Genomic DNA, 17,782 nt, shown 5'->3' with positions numbered 1-17,782 from the left:
CACGGCCGCGTGGCGTTGGGGAATCAGAGACCTCCTCCGCGGGCCTGTGCACCACGTGAATGCTTACATCGGATTCACTCGACCGGGAAAGGCGGATCATGCTGATCGCTCATGCCGGTTGACACCCGTACGACCATCAAGTAAGACTCCCATTATGCAAATAACCCAAGTTTGGGAAGAACAGTGGACGACAGGCTGGACGACGCTCACTCCGTTTGAGCTATACGGCGAGTATTATCTCCTGTCGTACAAGAACGGTTCGGGAAACGCGGACCTCAGCAAGTTTCACAAGGACGGCTCATACAGCGGGGTATGGCAGCAGGGGTGGACGACGGGGTGGACGACACTCGCTCCGTTCGAGCTATACGGAGAGCCGTACCTCCTGTCGTACAAGAACGGTTCGGGAAATGCGGACCTCAGTAAATTCCACAAGGACGGCTCATACGGCGGGATATGGCAGCAGGGGTGGACGACGGGGTGGACGACGCTCGTCCCCTTCAAGGCGTACGGCGAGTATTACCTCCTGTCGTACAAGAACGGGTCGGGCGAAGCGAGTCTTGACAAGTTCGGCAGGGACGGCTCATACAGCGGGGTGTGGCAGCAGGGGTGGACGACGGGGTGGACGACACTCACTCCGTTCGAGCTATACGGCGAGCCGTACCTCCTGTCGTACAAGAACGGGTCGGGAAACGCGGACCTCAGTAAATTCCACAAGGACGGCTCATACAGCGGGATATGGCAGCAGAGGTGGACGACGGGGTGGACGACGCTCGTCCCCTTCAAGGCGTACGGCGAGTATTACCTCCTGTCGTACAAGAACGGGTCGGGCGAAGCGAGTCTTGACAAGTTCGACCAGGACGGCTCGTACAGCAATGTGTGGCAGCAGAACTGGGCGACGGGGTGGACGACGCTCGCTCCGTTCGAGCTGTACGGTAAGTGTTATCTGCTGTCTTACCAGGCGGGGACGGGAACTGCGGAGCTGAGCAGGTTTGATTTCGCCGCTGAGGCGGCGTCCGGTCGGCCGGTGCCGTCTATGACGGCGAAGGGGATTTACGAAACGCTGAAATAGAGGCGAGGGTGTCGCGGTGACACGGCAAACTGGTCACCATGGGGCAGCATTCACGGCCTGTACGTTTCGGGTTCTGTTGATCGTGCTGTGTGATCGATCAGAGGTGTGCAACGGTACGACCGGCCCCGGAACGTCAGGCGGTGAATGCTTACCCTCTCTGGTGGAGTGACTGAGTGACAACCGCGGCAGAGGATCGCGGACGTTGACGGGACGCTTGGGGATGGCTGAGCCTGGTCAGCGCCGTCATGAGCCCAGCGAGAGCGGGTGCTCGGCTTGCCTGAAAAGCGGAAGGTCGGCAGTTCGACCCTGCCCCTGACCGCCATTTTTTGCCAGCACGAATGCCCCGGCCCGTGATCACATGGACGGAACATATTTGTGCCTGCGTGTCTGACTGCGTGACTACGGTTCCGGAGTGAGCGGGAAGAGCTCATAGTGCCTGCGCAAGTGCACGCGGGATCAAGAAGGTCAAGGGCGCTGTACAGCACGTCCTGCAGCAGCACCGTCACACGCGATCACGTGTCGCCGTGCTGCGATCACCTCCTGGGCAGGGCGGCATCTCGCTGACAGGCCTGTCCTTGCGATCAAGGACTCATCAGAGCCCGGGATTCGGTGTCCCTTGGCGGAGGTGGAACGGCGCGATCGGGGCGAACCGACAGGATGACTTCGGCGCCGCAACTTGACGAGCCGGTTCATGCGCATGGCTGCTATGACCTGGAGGTGGACACCTCCGTTCAGGGGCCGGCGGACATCGCCAAGCTGATCGTTGCCGCTCTGGTGGAACCGCCGGTGGTCTCAGCTTTTGATCAGCTGCGTACGCGTAAGTCGGGAGGGCAGCCGGTGCAGGCCGACGGCCCTACTGACTCGAAATAAGTCGGCCCGCCGAAAAATAGCCGAAAAACAATTGGACGACTGGCCTGGCTCCCGCGAATGATCTGCGCATGGATGTGAGGCAGGAGACCGGCACGCTCGTCGCGCGTCTTCGCACGGTGTTCAGCTGGCGAAATGGAGGCGCGCGGATGGAGGGCTGGTGGGCGCACGCCGATGTGCTCTCGGGCCTTGGTCCGGCTCTGGCGCGCCTTCACCCGCATGCCCGCCCCAGCGTGGTGATCGCGCCGGAAGCCCGCGGCTTCATCATCGGGCCGCTCACAGCCGTCGCGGCGGATGCCGGATTCGTTGAGATGCGAAAAGGCCGTGCCAATGATGACTACGGTGACGAGGTTCTCGTCCAGCACCGGGTCATGGTTCGCAGCACGCCGCCCGACTACGCCGACCGGACCCTGGATTGGGTGGTGCAGCGGCGATTACTGTATCCCGGCCACCGGGTGCTGTTCGTGGACGACTGGGTGGAGACCGCAGCCACCGCCCAGACCGCGCGCCGGATCGTCGAGGACAGCGGCGCGACGTGGATCGGCGCCGCGGTGATCGTCGACGCCACCGATGGCCGATCCCACCCAGACCTGCGCCTGCGCGCCCTCCTGCGACTGAGGGAGCTGCCCTGAATTCGGATATGGCAGGAAATCGGCGAATAATTGGCAGCTCTTCCTATCGCCGCGTCCATCGCGGCTGCTGGAGAATGCCGGCGGCCTGTTTCCGGATTCCGCATGACGGAGCAGGCGGCGAAGCCATGGTGATAGCGCAGCGGTTGCTGCCTGAAGTCAATGGAGAGGTGGACCGTGGCCATGGCCCCGGATGAGGCCGTCATGAGCGAGCGAGCTCGGGCACTGCTTGAACGAGGCGTACGGCTCGCGGAGCTGGATCGCCCAGCCGACGCCCTGACCGTCGAACAGGAGGCCATCGCCCTCTACCGGCACCTGGCCGCGGCCGATCCCGACCGTCACCTCCCCGGCCTCGCCAAGGCCCTGAGCAATGTCGGCGTGACCCTGTCGGCGCTCGACCGTCCTGCCGACGCCTTGGTCGCGGAGCAGGAGTCCGTCGCCATCCGCCGTCAACTGGCCGCGACCGACCCCGACACCCACAATGCCGACCTCGCCGACTGCTTGTTCAGCCTCGGCGTGACCTTGTCCGAGCTCGACCGCCCAGCGGACGCCATGGTCGCGGAGCAGGAGTCCGTCGCCATCCGCCGTCAACTGGCCGCGTCCGACCCCGGCACCCACCTTCCCGACCTCGCCGACACGCTGCTCAATGTCGGCGTGAGCCTGTCGAAACTGGATCGCCCGGCCGACGCCCTGGCCGTCGAGCAGGAGGCCGTCGCCCTCTACCGGCGACTGGTCGCGACCGACCCCGAACGCCACCATCCCGACCTCGCCAAATGCCTCGCCAGCCTGGGGTCGACCCTCTCGGCGCTCGATCGCCCTGCCGACGCCTTGGTCGCGGAGCAGGAGGCTGTCACCCTCTACCGGCGACTGGCCGCGACCGACCCCGACACCCACGGTGCCGACCTCGCCGACGCCCTGACGAACCTCGGCGTGAGGCTCTCGGAGCTTGACCGCCCGGCTGACGCCCTGGTCGTCGAGCAGGAGGCCGTCGCCCTCTACCGGCGACTGGCCACAGCCGACCCCGACCTTCACCGTTCCGATCTCGCCGATTCGCTGACCAATCTCGGTGTGACCTTGTCGGCACTCGACCGCTGGGCCGAGGCCCTGACCGTCGAGCAAGAAGGCATCGACATCCGCCGCCAACTCGCCGCGGCCGACTCTCAGAGCCACCTCCCCGGCCTCGCCAAAGCCCTCGCCAGCCTCGGTGCGACCCTGTCGGCGCTCGACCGCTGGACCGAAGCTCTGGCCGTCGAGGAGGAGGCCGTCAACCTCTTCTGGCAGCTGACCGCGGCCGACCCGCAGAGCCACCTTCCCGACCTCGCCAAAGCCCTGGCCGGCGTCGGTGTGACCTTCGGGGAGCTTGACCGCCTTGCCGAGGCTCTGGACGCCGAGAAGGAAGCCGCGACCCTCTTCCGGCAACTGGCCGCCACCGACCCCGACCTTTACCGTGCCGATCTCGCAACAGCACTGGTCAACGTCGGCGTGCGGTTTACGGAGCTCGACCGCCCAGCCGAAGCCCTGCGCGCGGAGCAAGAGGCCGTCGCCATCCGCCGGGAACTGGCCGCGGCCGACCCTGACCAGTACAGCGCCGACCTCGCGGGCGTACTGACCAACCTCGGCCTGACCTTCGCGGCACTCGATCGCCCCGCCGACGCCTTGCACGTGGAGCGGGAAGCCGTCGCCGTCCGCCGGCAACTGGCCGCGACCGACTTCGGCCAGCACGGCTCCCACCTCGCCACGTCCCTGGAGACCCTCGGTATGAGGCTCGCGGATCTCGGCCGCACCGCCGAAGCCCCGAACGTCGGGCAAGAGTCCGTCACCGTGTTCCGGCAACTGGTGGCGACCGACCCGGAAAGTCACCTCCCCGGCCTCGCCGCAGCGCTGATCAGCCTCGGTGCGACCCTGTCGACAGCTGACCGCTGGGCCGAGGCCATGACCGCCGAACAAGAAGCCGCCAGTCTCTTCAGGCAACTGGCCGCCACCGACCCCGACCGCCATCGCCCCAGTCTCGCCAAAGCCCTGACCCACCTCGGCGTGACCTTCTCGGAGCTCGGCAGGTCGGGTGACGCCCTGACCGCCGAGCGGGAGGCCGTCACCATCCGCAGGCAACTGGCCGCGTCCGACCCCGATCGCTACCGCCTCGAGCTCGCCGACGCACTGAACAACCTCGCCGTGAGCCTCTCGGAGCTGGGCCGTGAGAAGGAGGCAAGGCAGGCGTTGGACGAAGCTGAATTCATCCGCGAAGACCAGTAGGACGGGGGCGAGTGCCAGGCGAAGGTCGTGGGCCATGCCAGGTGCGGCCCATCGTGATCGAGATCCGCGCGCCGTCGGACTCGTGGCCGTGATGTCCGATGCCGGGCCGCGATGAGCTCGAGCATCGTACGCCGCGCCCCACGCCTCGGCGGCGTTTGGCAACTGCGATGCGACGTGGCACCCTTTCACAGGTGACCAGCAGTCCCGCCAAGGCGCAGCACCTGCGCGACCTCGCGCGGCTGCGCCGTGTTCGCGACCGGATCGACCGGGAGTACGAACAGCCGCTGGACGTCGAGGCGCTCGCCCGCGGCGTGAACATGTCCGCCGGGCACCTCAGCCGCCAGTTCCGGCTCGCCTATGGCGAGTCGCCGTACGGCTACCTGATGACACGGCGGATCGAGCGCGCGATGGCGCTGCTGCGTCGTGGCGACCTCAGCGTCACCGAGGTCTGTTTCGCGGTCGGTTGCTCGTCGCTGGGCACCTTCAGCACTCGCTTCACCGAGTTGGTCGGCGTGCCGCCCAGCGTCTATCGGCGCGAGGCGGCACGGGCGACGGCGGGGATGCCGTCGTGCGTGGCGAAGCAGGTGACCAGACCGATCAGGAATCGAGAAGCACCGCTCAGCGAGCCGCCCCTAGCCTGACCGGCATGGACATCACCATTCACTCGTGCTTCCTCCCGCATGACGACCCGGACGCCGCCCTGGCCTTCTACCGCGACACCCTCGGGTTCGAGGTCCGCAACGACGTGGGTTACGGCGGGATGCGCTGGATCACGGTCGGCCCCGCTGACCAGCCTGGCACGTCCATCGTCCTGCAGCCGCCGGCGGCCGACCCCGGCGTCACCGAGGACGAGCGCCACACCATCGCCGAGATGATGGCCAAGGGCACCTACGCCGGCATCCTCCTGGCCACCGCCGACCTCGACGGCACCTTCGAGCGGGTGCAGGCCAGCGGCGCCGAGGTCATGCAGGAGCCGATCGAGCAGCCGTACGGGGTTCGCGACTGCGCCTTCCGCGATCCCGCGGGCAACCAGGTCCGCATCCAGGAGCTGCGCTGAGCCGTACGGCGAGCGGTACGGTTCCCCGGGTGCAGGCGTTGATCGACAAGCCCGGGGACCGGCAGGGGCGTACGGGTCAGCGGTGCAGCAGGAGCGGCAGCCGGCTCCAGCCGTGCGCGATGAAGGACGGGACGTGCGGCAGCGCGGTCTCGTCCACGGCCAGCCGGAGGTCAGGGAACCGGGCGAACAGCGCGGGCAGGGCGGTGAGCGCCTCCTGGCGGGCGAGCGGAGCCCCGATGCAGCGGTGCACGCCGATGCCGAAGGCCAGGTGCTCGTCGCGTTGCTGGGTCGGGTCGAACCGGTCGGCGTCCGCGCCGTGCTGGTCCGGGTCGTGCCCGGCAGCCATGTAGCTGGCGATGATCGCGTCGCCCGCCTCGATCCGTACGCCGGCGATCTCGATCGGCTCGATGGCGAACCGCAGCGGCAGGTTGGCGATCGACGGCGCCCAGCGCAGCGTCTCCTCGGTCACCGCCTCCCAGGAGATCTCTCCCGCCAGGACACGCCGGAGGTGGTCCGGATGGGTGAGCAGGGCTTGCACGGCGTTGCCGATCAGGTTGACGGTGGTCTCGTGCCCGGCCGCGATGAGGAGCAGCAGGGTGTCGCGGAGCTCGTCGTCGCTGAGGGAGTCGCCGCCGTCACGGACGTTGATCAGCTCGGTGGTCAGGTCGTCGCCCGGGTGCTCGCGCTTGTAGGCGACGAAGGCGGGCAGCACGGTGGCGATCTGGGCCGCAGTGGCCGCCGCCTGCTCCGGCGTGGCGGTGGTGTCCATGATGGCCTCCATCATCTGGGCCATCTCCACCCGCATGTCCGCGGGGACGCCGAACAGCTCGCAGATCACCCGCATCGGCAGCGGGTGGGCGTAGGCGCTGCGCAGGTCGACGACCTGGCCCGGCGGCACCGCGGCCATGGCGTCCAGCAGCTCCGCGACGATCCCCTCGACGATCGGCTGCATGGCCTTGGTGCGGCGCGCGGTGAAGCTCGGGGCGATCAGCTTGCGCAGCCGGCGGTGCTCCTCGCCATAGGCGCTGAGCATGTTCGACACGCCGATCCAGGTCATGATCCAGGTCCAGCCGGGCTCGGTGAGCGCCTGAGGCAGCAGCCGCCAGTGCCGCTTGTCCTTGCTCACCATCGGGTCGAGGATCAGCTGCTTGAGCAGGTCGTGCCGGGTGACGGCCCAGGCAGGGATGCCTCCCGCGAGCTCTACGAGGACCAGGGGGCCGAGGTCACGTAGCCGACGGACCTCACCGGGGAGGTCTGCTCCGAAGGGGTCGAGGGCGACGGGGGCTGTACTGCCCAAGGGGATTCTCCTGGCTGATCGGGGCGGATGGGGGTGAAGCGCACCGGCAGGTGTGCCAGCGCACGGTGGAACGGGCCGGGCCGCCACAGGAGCTCGTCGCGCGGCACGGTCAGTTCCAGGTCGCACAGGTGAGAGGTCAGGCGCTCGATCGCGGTCATGGCGATGAGCACGGCCGGGTCGCTGGCCGGGCAGCGGTGCGGCCCGGCGCCGAAGCCCAGGTACGCGCCGCCGTCGGAGCGCAGCTCCTCGGGCACGTTGGTGGGCTCGGTGTTGGCCGCGGCGTAGGAGACGAGGACCAGCTCGGCCGGCTGGATCCAGGTGCCGTGGAAGTGCACGGGCTGGCGCACGAAGTACGGGCCGTAGTTCGACATGGCGGGCTCGGCGCGCAGAGCTTCCATCAGGGCGTCGTACGTGCTGAGGGCGCCGTTGGTGAGCGAGCTGTAGTAGCGGTCGTCGCTGACCATCCGCGAGATCGTGTTGGAGATCAGGTTGGCCGTGGGCTCGTAGCTGGCGGCCATCACGAGCACGATGTTCTGCGCCAGCTCGTCGGGCTGCAGCCCGGCAGGATGGTCGATGAACCAGGAGGTCAGGTCGTCGCCCCGGTGGGCGTACTTGGCCTGGATCAGCTCGCCGATGTAACGGGTGAACGCCTCGCTGCCCCGCGCGGCGGTCTCGCCGTCGGCCTCCATCAGGTCCGCCAGGGCCTGGATCAAGCCGGCGCTGTCGGCGTCGGGCCGCCCGAAGAGCAGGTTGAAGACGCGCGCCGGGATCTGCGCGGCGAACTCGGCGACCAGGTCGGCCTCGCCCTTCGCGGCGAACTGAGCGATGAGCGAGTCGGACACCTCGCTCACCATCTGGCGCAGCTTGTGCGGCTGGACCAGCTGGAAGCAGTCGGAGATCACCTTCCGGTAGCGGGCGTGATCGGCTCCGTCGGAGAACAGCGCGTTGGGCCGGTGGCCGAGCATGGCGATCATCCCCGCCGCCTCCGGGGTGTCGGGGAGCCGCTTCTCCCAGTCGCTGGGGTTCTTGCGCCAGACGCCGCCGGCGTTCGTGAGCACGTCCACGGCGGCCTGGTAGCCGATCACCAGGTGGGCCTCGATGCCGGGGGCGATCTCGACGGGCGCGACCGCGCCGTGCCGCCGGCGCAGCTCCGCGTAGATCGCCTGCGGGTCCCTGGCGTACTCGGGCCCGTACAGGCGCCCGGCGTCGGGCAGATAGCGCATGGTCATGACAGCACCAGCTCTCTGATGTGCTCCACCAGCGCGATCAGCGAGGCGCGGGCGGAGGCTGGGTCGCGGGCGTCGCACACCACCAGCGGCGTGCGCGGGTCCAGGTCGAGCGCCTTGCGCAGGGCATCGGGCGGATAGTCCGGCGAGTCGGGGAAGTGGTTGACGGCCACCGCGTACCGGATGCCGGCGTTCTCCACCAGGTCGAGGACGGCGAAGCTGTCGTCGATGCGGCGGGTGTCGGCCAGCACCAGCACTCCCAGCGCGCCGCGGACGAGCTCGTTCCACAGGACCTGGAACCGGGTCTGCCCAGGGGCCCCGAACAGGTAGAGCACCACGCCCGGCAGGGTGAGGCGGCCGAAGTCGATGGCGGTGGTCGTGGTCGTCTTCTCGTTCACGCCGCTGAGGTCGTCGACCAGTGTGCCCGCCTGGGTGAGCACCTCCTCGGTGTTGAGGGGCTTGATCTCCGAGAGGGCGCTCACGATGGTCGTCTTGCCCACGCCGAACGGCCCGGCGATGACCAGCTTGACCGGGATGTGTTCGGTACTGATACGGCTGTCAGAGAGCGCGGAGGCCACTGAGCACCAACTCCAAGATCTCGATGTCGGGCAGGTCGGCGGCCGGCGGATCGCGGGTCAGCAGCGTTCCGCCGCCGACCAGCCCGGCGACCAGCAACCGCACCACGCAGTACGGCAGGCCCAGGTGCGCGGCGCACTCGTACACCGACAACGGACCCTCCTGCAGCAGCGCCAGCAGATGCGACCCCGGAGGGTCCAGCCCGTTGGTGGCGGCGTCAGGTGCGATGTAGACCAGGGTCGTGCGCTCGACGTTGATGTGCTCGGGCACGGTCAGCCTCGCGGCGGCCATGTAGTCCGGGACGACCCGCCGCCGCTGCCGTCCGGAGGTCATGGCCGGACGCCCGGCACCCTGGCCGCGCTGGCCTCGTCGAGAGCCTTGATCAGCTTCTGCACCTGGAGCTGCACCTCGTAGGCCAGCGAGCCGATGTTGACCGACCCGGTGGCGGCGACGACGATGGCGGCGCGGTCGCCTGCCGGGGCGATGTAGTAGTAGCCGCTGCCGGCGGATATGACGATGTCCACCACCTCGCCGTCGGCGCCGTTGCTGAGTCCGTCGCACAGGGCGCGGGCGGCCCCCAGCACTGAGCTCGTCATCGCGGCGGCGCGCTCGCCGCTCTCGGCGGTCACGTCAGCCGAACCACCGAGGATGAGCCCGTCACGGCTCAGCACCACGCCGCGGGCGACACCGGGCAGTGCCAGCAGGGGCGACAGGACCCAGGACACGTCGAGGGACAACGGGCGACCTTTGGTCTGAACACGGCCTGAAGCGCTGTGAGTGTCCATGGAGCGGTCAATTCCCTTCGGTGATGTCGTGCTGCTGCGGCGGGAGCGCTTCGCGGCGGCCCGCTTCGGCTCCGACCTGGAAGTCGCCCCACCGCTTCTGGGCCTCCTCCGGGGTGGTGAGCAACTTGTCGCCCGATCCGTCAGGGCCGCCGGAGCCGCCCGGTACGCGGTTGGGCCTGGTGCCGGACGTGGCAGACGGCGGCTGGCGGCGGCGCTGCGGCAGCGGTGCGAGCTCCTCCGCGGGGGCACGCCGCTGCTCGGGGGCCGTCGCGGGCTCAGGGCGGAGCTCCGCGGCGGGCTCGGGCCGTACGGAGGAGGCGACCGGCTCCGACCCGAGGGGCATGTCGGAGGTGGTCGGGACGGCGGCTACGGGCGTGGGGACGGCGGCCACGGGCTCAGGCCGGAGGGACATCCCGGAGGTGGGGACGGCGGCGCGGACCGGCTCGGGCGCCAGCACCGACGGACGGCTGTCCTCCGGCATCTCCACCAGCAGGGCGTTGGGGATGCTCAGCACGGCCTGGACGCCGCCGAAGGCGCTCTTCTTGACCGTGACCTGCATGCCGTAGTGCGCGGCCTGGCGGCCGATCGCGGCCCAGCCGGTGTGGGGCGGGTTGCCCAGGTCGATCAGGCGGACCGGGTGGGTGCCGCTCAGCAGGCGGGTCGCGCGGGCGTACTGGTCCTCGTTGAGGCCGACACCGGCGTCGTCGATGACGATGGCGGCGCCGTTGTTGGTCTCGTGCACGGCGATGGTCACCTTGAGCGTGCCGTGCGAGTGGTGCACCGCGTTGGCCAGCAGCTCGGCGGTGATGAACAGGATCGACTCCGCGGCGCGGGCCGCGACCCCGATCCGGCGGCGCAGGTGGTTGGCCGGGCCCTCGACGCGCTGCTCGAAGTTCTCCACCCGGGAGATGGCGCCCACCACCAGGTCCACCAGATAGGTGTCGTCACGCGACAGGCCGGGCGTGGCGCCGCAGGCGATGCCGGTGACCTGCACGCGGCGGATGATCAGCTCGTTGAACATGTCGAGTCCGAGCACCTCGCGCAGCAGCGCCGTGTGCTCGTCGCCGCTGTAGCGCTGCTGCACACCGGCGAGCAGGTCCTGGGCGCGCAGTGCCTGGGTCTGGACGCGGGACATCGCGCCCCTGACGACTGCCTGGGCCACCTCGTCGATGCGCTCGCCTTCCTCGCGGACGCCGCGGGTGAGCGCCTCGAGGATGGCGCGGTGCTGCCTGTCGATGTCCGTGCCGGCGAGCGCCGGGTTCTGCACGCCGGGCACGATCACGTGCGGGGCGCGCAGGTGGGACAGCAGGGCGGGGATCCGCTTCGAGATCAGGTGCTCGGTCTCTGCCCGCAGGAGGTCCTGCTGGGCGCGTGCCTCGCGCAGCAGCTCCGCGCCTTCCTGGGCCTGGCGCTCCGCCTGCATCTGCCGCTGGTTCCTGGCGCTGGTCTCGCGCGTGAGGTGCTCGTGCGCCTGACGGGCCTGAACGAGCTGCCCACGGACCTGGGCGAGGTCGCGGCGTACGCGCGAGTGGAGGATCAGGACGCCCGCGAGGGCGAGAGCGAGAACGGCGGCGCCGATCACTATCGGGACACTGAAGGAGTCTGGCGGCATGACAGTCCTGGGGTCGGGGGGAGCCGGCGGGGGAGATGTCGACCGCCGAAGAGCCCGCTATCGGCGCGTGCCGGTCTCACACGGCGGCCGGCGGGGACCGCGTCGGCGTGGCACGCGCCCATCCGCGCCGCCGGCACGGCTGCGTGCCTGGTGCGGTTCTGCCTGAGGCACGGCGGGGCCAAGCGACATGGGCATCCTCGGTCTCAATGGAACGACGGCCAAACGGGAAAACCAGTATTCCCGTTTAGTCACGATAGTCAACCGTGTGTAAGCTCGTCACTGCGCTCGGCCTACCATCATTGTCCGATTTGTCCGGATTCATGACGAGTGTCGTGGCGGACGGAGCGGTTGCGGCTCCTGGTGTCTGCGCCCTGGGGTCGGTGTGCTGGAGCGAGCCCGCCGAGAGTGCCGCTTCGTCGCCGAGCGGGTGTGCGCGTTACGGCGCGGTAGAGCGGACTTATCCGCCTAATTCCCCTAATATCGTGATAATTCTACTCATTTTGGCCGAGGTTAATTTCTTGGTCTCTTGCCCTTGTTGACGATGTTTTCTCGGTGCATGCTCCAGGCAGGGGGATACGGAGGGGAGATCCCAAACAGCGCTGAGTAATGACGTATCCATAAACCGCCGGCCCGGTTTGCCGATACGTCTGATTCGGCGTGCTTACCGGAAGGGAGCAGCTCATGGGTGACGAGACTGTAAGGGACATCAACAGCACTTTGTCCGCGCGGAAAGGGCTCGATACGGGAATCGGCGTTCTGAACACCGATGAATGGCGCAAGTTGCAGGCGTTCGCGGACATGGCCGTAAACAAGAACCCGGCGACCGAAGAGGCCATGCGGACGATGCTGGGTCTCAAGTCCGGCGACGCGCTGAAGGAGGACTTCAAGGACACGGTCGGGATCTATGCCTCCCTGAAGGCCGACTGCGCCGTCTTCAAGGACGAGATCCAGCCGAAAACCGTGGACCTGGCCAGCGACATCGTCCAGTACCAGCGCCGGGTGGACACGGTGTACGAGCGTCTCATCCGGCTCCTCGAGGATTACGAGTCTGGTCGCGACATCGCTGCGAAACTGATTGAGCTGGAGAAGCAGTGGGGCGCAGGCGCACCGTCTCCAGAGTCGGCGGAAATCAAGGTGAAGTTCCAGAAATACGTGGAACGGCTACTCAAGGATGCCGAAGAGAGGGCCAAGAGGGCCCTTGAGCTCAACGAGAAGATGAAAGCCTTCAAGGCCGCCCTCGAACGTTCGTCCGGGGAGTTCGAAACTCACCTGACTCGGTACCGGGCGAGATATGGCGACGCCGAGAAGGAAGTCGAGAGGATCAAGGGCGAGATCGCGCTGCTCGACCAGGACCTGGCCGGCGCGCGGAAGAAGGACAAGGACGAGCGCATTGTCCTGGCCACGGCTCCGGTATATCTCGTCATTCCCGCTTTCGGCCCGTTCATCATGGCCGGGGTGCTGATCGGAGTCGGAATCGATCTGGGCCTCCAGGTCGAAAGAATCAAGGAGAAGGTCAAAAAACTCGAGGCCGTGCGGAGCAAGCTCGGCATCGAGCAGAAGTTCTTCGCCGAGTACAAGACAGGGATGGACCTGACCCAGAAGACCAAGGAGGACCTCACCATTGTGCAGCCGCTCGTCGCGAAGATCGCCGCAGCGTGGAACACGCTCACCAGCGACCTGAAGGACCTGAGCCAGGAGCTGCTCAAGGACGCGGAGGGGAACGCGCTGGCCGAGGAGTGGGACCTCGCTTCGCTGGACCTGGAGACCGCCCGGAAGACGTGGCGCGCACTGGAACAGCAGGCCGACCGCTATCGCAACTTCGCTGTCGCCAAGGAGGTGGAGACCGCAGAGGAACTGACCTCGGGCATCAAGGTCGCGGCGTAGGAGGGGAAGCAATGGCGGCATCCACCACCGCATCGGACGTCCACGCCCGGGTGACGTCGATGCTCGAGAAAGAGAACCGGTTGTTCCCGATCACGAGCCCGGGTTATTCGAAAGTCGTCGGCCGCTTGACAGCCGCAAACCTGTGCGTCGATCTCGAGACCGTCTATGCGGAGGCCGAGGAGAAAAAGGCGACCGCGCTCGTCGTCTTCGCCGACACAGTCCGGATCCCCGCGTCGTTCAAACGACGACTACTGGGTGAGGACCTCGGCCTGCTCAGCATCGTGGCCAGATCCATCGAGATCGAGGGAGACGGCGCCGGTCTGATCCTGAAGTACGACAAGGAAAAGGCCCGGCAACCTGTGCTCCGCATTCTCGCCCACGAGGTCACGGGGACGTTTACGGTACGGGCATACGGGACGCAAGACGAAAAGCGCGTGATCGCACCTCCGGGGGAGGAGCCGCTTCGCTACCGGTCGTACACCTGCGACGCCGACGGCCTGGTGGAGCGGCAGGGAAGGCTGGCGATCGACCTGCTCGACGTCTCCAGCCCGCTCCGTCAGGTGCTCACGGCGAGCTTCGACCTGGCCGCGGGGCTCATGCGCGCACACGTGCCGCGGCCGGAGGAACAGGAACTCGCGCGTTCCATCCTGAGCTGGATCGTCCGCTGGGCCGCGTATCCGTCGCCGTACCTCACGAGGCTTTTCCAGGACGCCGACACGCTGAGCCGGCTGCTTCCCGTCACTCGGGACGGCCACACCACCCACAGCCTTCCGGTTCTCACCTCGGACCGGTACCTGAGACTGGCCCGCGCTCAGTACGAAACCGCGAAGAAGTACGAGCTCGACCGCGGCTTCGACGGCGTCCGGGACGACCTGCACAAGGTGGTGTCGGAGGTCGTGGGCGCGTGGATGGGCCGGGACGATGTTGATCTCCAGGACATCGACCAACAGATCGACGAAGCACGAAGACTCATCGGCGAATCCACCGCGACCCTGGAAAGAGTGTCGAAGGAACTGGAGAACCAGGCCTTCGACGCGAAGCTGAAGGGCATCCGGCTCGAGGGTGAGCTGGCGCAGGACCGGATCATCAAGATCACGAAGGCGACGTTCGAGATCGTGATGGGCGTCGTCCAGATCGGGGTCGCGATCAGTGGCGTGGTCGGCAACCCGGCCGCGGCGGGGGCGGTGGCCTCCGCGAATCCGGCGACCTTCCTCAACACCATGTCGAAGTTCGGACAAGCGGCGAAGCTCACGGGCAAGCTGTTGCCGACAGTCATGATCCTCTACGCGTCGCCGTACTGGCTGTACCGGGGCTACGAGTCCGGGAGCGACGACGACAAGAAGGCACTCCAGGACAGCATGAAGTCGATGGGGCCCGCAGCGACGAGGATCCTCTCGGCCGCGAAAACCCTCATGAAGGTGAACCAGCCGCTGAACACAGTGGAGAAGATCGGGGAACTGGTCAGCCAGACCGCGGGCGTACCCACCGTCATCGAGTCCAAAGCCGTGTGGGACAGCTTCGACGCAGAGACCGGTGCGGAGTTCGAGAAGATCACCCGTGATCCCGAGGCGACCACGTCGGTCGTCGACGCGGTGCTCGCGTATCGAACCACGGTGCAGAAGTACTCGATCTACCAGCGGGCCTTCTGCGAGCAGCAGGCGTTGCTCGCCCAGCAGGTGCGCGCGCTCGGGACCCTGCTCATCCGCAAGGACGGCATCCAGAAGAAGAAGGCCACGCTCGCCGCGCTCCGCAACGATCTGACCCGGAAGGACGAGGCGGTCGAGCTGCTGCGCTCGCTCCGCGACGCACGGCTCTACGAGCTGAGGCAGTCCTTCTTCACCGCCCTCCACAGATACCGGGCCGCGTACTTCTGCGAACATCTGGCCTGGCCGCCGGGTATGCCCCCGGTGGCCGTCCCGACCGATGCCGCGCAGATGAGCGAAGCCCTGACGGATGTCGAGCGGGCGATCTCAGAGGTCAGGCCGCCGGTGATCGGCGACTTCGAGCGGACGCTGGTCCTGAAAAAGGCGGACCACAAGGAGCTCTTCGCCGACCTGGTGTCGAGGAAGGAGGGGAAGTTCACTCTGGAGCCGGCGGAGCCGGTCTTGGCCAAACACGACCTCGTCCGCCTGAGCCGCGTCCGCGTGTGGCTGGTGGGCACGGGGGAAAGCCAGGTCTCGGTCGAACTGCACGCCGGCGGGGGCTTCCAGGACCGGGCACCAGGTGGCGGACTGCGGGCCTTCTCCGGTCAGCTCTACGCCATCACCTTCGAGTACGAGGGCAAGAAGGTCATCTACGACTCACGGCTGGAGGGTGTGCGTCCCATGCCCTTCACCACGTGGAGCCTTCGCGTGGACGCCCCCGATTCCGCTCTGGCGGCCGTCAGCGAGATCAAGTTCTTCATGAGCGGGACATCATCCGCCAGGCACTCTGGTTGAGGACCCGTGGGGTCGCTCCTCGAGGAGCGGCCCCACGGTCGCTTGGCTACCGGGTCGTGCAGACGGTGCCGTTGAGGGTGAAGACGTCGGGCAGGACGTTCGGACCGGTGTAGTTGCCGACGAAGCCGATCGTGGTGGACGCCCCCGTGGCGAGGGAGCCGTTGCCGGACTCGTTGACGACCTTGACGTCCGGCCCGTTCTGCGTCCAGACGGCGCTCCAGCCGCTGCCCAGGCTCTGCCACGTCCTGGGCCAGCTGAAGTTCAGGGTCCAGCCGTTGATCGGGGCGCCGTTGTTGGTGATGTCGATGGCGCCGACGTAGCCGCTGGCCCAGTCGGTCTGTACGGTGAGCCGTACCGAGCAGGAACTGGCCGCGGGCGTGCCGGTGGTGAACGTCAGCGGTGGCGAGGCCCAGGAGAGGCCGCCGCCGCTGTCCCTGGCGATCACGTTGAGCGTGTAGCGGGTGCCCGGCTTGAGGTTGTGCACCGTGAACGAGGTCCCGGTGGTCTCCCCGAGCTGCTCGCTGACGGCTCCGTTCTGGCGGTGGAGCTCGTACTTGGCGATCGGGCGGGAGCCGGGGGAGGCGGCGGGCCAGGAGATCGTGGCGGTCTTGTCGGTCACCTGAGCGGCCGTGGGCTGCCCTGGCGCGCCCGGGCCGCCGCTCTGGGGTGTGGCGGGGCGCAGGATGAGCGTGGTCAGGGAGAGCGGCGGGAGCGTCTGGCTCGTCGCGCTGCCGGTGCTCGAGGTGGTGATGGCGGTGGCGCCGTTGGTGTGCGTCAGTACGGTGGGCGCCCCCGAGGCCGGGCTGTAGCCCGTGTAGTCGATCGCGACGGGGTATGACGTGTCCGACGAGGTGTTGATCAGCATGACCGCCAGGTCGCCGTTGGGCCGGCGGGCGGCGTGCGCGCTGACCTTCGCCTGGTCGGTCGCGGCCCGGACGAACTGGTCACCCGGGCGGGCGAACTTGCTCACCATCTGGAGCGCGTAGTACGGCGCGAAGGGCGTGTTGAGCGCCGGCTCGCAGACGCTGCCGTCGGACGTGCACGTCCCGCTGGACAGCAGGCCGAAGTCGCCGTAGTCGGTGTGCCCCTCGACCTGTGAGACGGTGCCGATGCCGTTGTGCACGTTCCACCAGTCGACCGTGAACACCCCGTTCGCCAGCAGCGTCGCGTACGAGTCGGCGGCGGCCAGCGCGCCGGGCTGGGTGTTCGTGCCGTTGCTGTTCGACCCGGTGTTGAACTCGGTCATGGCGATGCCGATCCGCTCGGAGCCGGTCCCCGCGTACTTCGCGATCTGCTGCCGGGTGAGCTGGACAATGTCGGATACATGTCCGGTCTTGTCCAGGGCGCCCGGATACCAGTGCACGATCACGAAGTCGATCTTCGGGCCGGCGGTCGACAGGACGACCTTGTTCCAGCTGCCGCTGTCGCCGTCGGCGACGATGGCGTCGGGCCAGTTGGCGGCCGTGGTCAGCACCGCGCCGATCTTGATGGTGGGATCGACCGCCTTCATGGCGTCCGCGTAGGCCACGACGTGGCGGGCGTACTCGGCCGGGCTCTTGTCGGCGTGGTTGTCGGCCTCCCAGGCGGCGCCGTAGTGGCCGTTGCCGTAGTTCTCGTTGCCGATCTCCCAGTACTTGATGCCGTAGCCCTTGGTGACGTTGGCCTGGCGCACCCAGGCTGCCGCCTCCTCGGCGGTGCCGGTGCCGTAGTTGGCGGTCACCATCGCCTGCGCCCCGGTACGCCGTACCCCGCGCATGAAGGTGTCGAAGTCGGTGTTGGGAGCCACGTAGCCGCCCGGAGCGGTGTGGTCGGCCCAGTGGTAGATGTCGGAGTAGGAGCCGCCCGGGTAACGCAGGAGCTTCACGCCCGCGTCCTTGAGCCGGTCGGCGGTCTCGTCAGTGCCCAGGTTCGTGTCCCAGATCGCATGGTTGGAACCGATGCCGGTCTCGGGGACGGTCGCGAGAGCGGCGCGCGTGTTGACGGTCACCGCGACGGGGGTGACGTCGTCGGCGTACGCCACGGGGGCGTTCAGTGCGGTCAGCGTCAGCAGTAAGGCGGACGCGGCTCGTAACAACGTTCGGGGCATCGG

Annotated in this window: 15 protein-coding genes and 1 tRNA gene; 9 read left to right on the top strand and 7 right to left on the bottom strand. The window is 67.8% G+C overall.

The features are described from left to right. Positions 1 to 154: 154 nt before the first annotated feature. The 7 genes from ACIBVN_RS44735 to ACIBVN_RS44705 all read left to right on the top strand — a co-directional run bounded on the left by ACIBVN_RS44735 (position 155) and on the right by ACIBVN_RS44705 (position 5,875). On the top strand, positions 155 to 1,069 hold the full coding sequence (locus ACIBVN_RS44735) for a hypothetical protein (RefSeq protein ID WP_397146386.1): 915 nt from the start codon (positions 155 to 157) through the stop codon (positions 1,067 to 1,069). A gap of 254 nt (positions 1,070 to 1,323) precedes the next feature. Further along, positions 1,324 to 1,391: transfer RNA gene (locus ACIBVN_RS44730), tRNA-Phe, on the top strand. Positions 1,392 to 1,678: 287 nt separating this feature from the next. Continuing rightward, positions 1,679 to 1,939 carry a hypothetical protein gene (locus tag ACIBVN_RS44725; RefSeq protein WP_397146385.1) on the top strand — a complete coding sequence of 87 codons (261 nt, stop codon included), beginning with the start codon at positions 1,679 to 1,681 and terminating at the stop codon, positions 1,937 to 1,939. A gap of 68 nt (positions 1,940 to 2,007) precedes the next feature. After that, a complete protein-coding gene (locus ACIBVN_RS44720) occupies positions 2,008 to 2,568 on the top strand; it encodes a phosphoribosyltransferase family protein (RefSeq protein ID WP_397146384.1) in 561 nt (186 codons plus the stop codon). A gap of 201 nt (positions 2,569 to 2,769) precedes the next feature. After that, positions 2,770 to 4,818 carry a tetratricopeptide repeat protein gene (locus ACIBVN_RS44715; RefSeq protein WP_397146383.1) on the top strand — a complete coding sequence of 683 codons (2,049 nt, stop codon included), beginning with the start codon at positions 2,770 to 2,772 and terminating at the stop codon, positions 4,816 to 4,818. Between the two features lie 167 nt (positions 4,819 to 4,985). Then, positions 4,986 to 5,459, top strand: coding sequence for a helix-turn-helix transcriptional regulator (locus ACIBVN_RS44710; protein ID WP_397146382.1), 474 nt, complete (start codon positions 4,986 to 4,988; stop codon positions 5,457 to 5,459). A gap of 5 nt (positions 5,460 to 5,464) precedes the next feature. After that, positions 5,465 to 5,875 (top strand): VOC family protein, encoded by a 411-nt coding sequence (locus ACIBVN_RS44705; protein ID WP_397146381.1) that lies wholly within the window; start codon positions 5,465 to 5,467, stop codon positions 5,873 to 5,875. A 76-nt stretch (positions 5,876 to 5,951) separates the two neighbouring features. On the opposite strand, the gene ACIBVN_RS44700 is transcribed toward ACIBVN_RS44705, so the two are convergent. Genes ACIBVN_RS44700 through ACIBVN_RS44675 form a run of 6 tightly spaced genes read right to left on the bottom strand, consistent with a single transcriptional unit; the run spans position 5,952 to position 11,371 of the window. Continuing rightward, a complete protein-coding gene (locus ACIBVN_RS44700; RefSeq protein WP_397146380.1) occupies positions 5,952 to 7,172 on the bottom strand; it encodes a cytochrome P450 in 1,221 nt (406 codons plus the stop codon). Beyond that, a complete protein-coding gene (locus ACIBVN_RS44695) occupies positions 7,076 to 8,401 on the bottom strand; it encodes a cytochrome P450 (RefSeq protein WP_397146379.1) in 1,326 nt (441 codons plus the stop codon). Before ACIBVN_RS44695 ends, ACIBVN_RS44700 begins: the two co-directional genes overlap by 97 nt. Further along, on the bottom strand, positions 8,398 to 8,976 hold the full coding sequence (locus tag ACIBVN_RS44690) for a GTP-binding protein (protein WP_397146378.1): 579 nt from the start codon (positions 8,974 to 8,976) through the stop codon (positions 8,398 to 8,400). The genes ACIBVN_RS44695 and ACIBVN_RS44690 overlap by 4 nt, the downstream gene beginning before the upstream one ends. Next, positions 8,957 to 9,307 (bottom strand): DUF742 domain-containing protein, encoded by a 351-nt coding sequence (locus ACIBVN_RS44685; RefSeq protein ID WP_397146377.1) that lies wholly within the window; start codon positions 9,305 to 9,307, stop codon positions 8,957 to 8,959. The genes ACIBVN_RS44690 and ACIBVN_RS44685 overlap by 20 nt, the downstream gene beginning before the upstream one ends. Continuing rightward, positions 9,304 to 9,711 carry a roadblock/LC7 domain-containing protein gene (locus tag ACIBVN_RS44680; protein WP_397146376.1) on the bottom strand — a complete coding sequence of 136 codons (408 nt, stop codon included), beginning with the start codon at positions 9,709 to 9,711 and terminating at the stop codon, positions 9,304 to 9,306. The genes ACIBVN_RS44685 and ACIBVN_RS44680 overlap by 4 nt, the downstream gene beginning before the upstream one ends. 55 nt (positions 9,712 to 9,766) lie before the next feature. Further along, complete coding sequence (locus ACIBVN_RS44675; RefSeq protein WP_397146375.1) at positions 9,767 to 11,371, bottom strand: hypothetical protein; 1,605 nt, start codon at positions 11,369 to 11,371, stop codon at positions 9,767 to 9,769. Positions 11,372 to 12,052: 681 nt separating this feature from the next. Here ACIBVN_RS44675 and ACIBVN_RS44670 point away from each other — a divergent pair. Both ACIBVN_RS44670 and ACIBVN_RS44665 read left to right on the top strand, forming a co-directional pair. Then, positions 12,053 to 13,255: an alpha-xenorhabdolysin family binary toxin subunit A gene (locus ACIBVN_RS44670; protein WP_397146374.1), complete on the top strand. Its 1,203-nt coding sequence runs from the start codon at positions 12,053 to 12,055 to the stop codon at positions 13,253 to 13,255. 11 nt (positions 13,256 to 13,266) lie between these two features. Continuing rightward, positions 13,267 to 15,693 carry a hypothetical protein gene (locus tag ACIBVN_RS44665; protein WP_397146373.1) on the top strand — a complete coding sequence of 809 codons (2,427 nt, stop codon included), beginning with the start codon at positions 13,267 to 13,269 and terminating at the stop codon, positions 15,691 to 15,693. Between the two features lie 46 nt (positions 15,694 to 15,739). On the opposite strand, the gene ACIBVN_RS44660 is transcribed toward ACIBVN_RS44665, so the two are convergent. Continuing rightward, on the bottom strand, positions 15,740 to 17,779 hold the full coding sequence (locus tag ACIBVN_RS44660) for a cellulose binding domain-containing protein (RefSeq protein WP_397146372.1): 2,040 nt from the start codon (positions 17,777 to 17,779) through the stop codon (positions 15,740 to 15,742). Positions 17,780 to 17,782 lie beyond the last annotated feature (3 nt).

Origin of the sequence: Nonomuraea sp. NPDC049400, from assembly GCF_044466425.1 — a bacterium.
Lineage (GTDB): Bacteria > Actinomycetota > Actinomycetes > Streptosporangiales > Streptosporangiaceae > Nonomuraea.
Note: the sequence above shows the minus strand (reverse complement) of the source record. Positions and strands in the feature narration are given on the sequence as shown.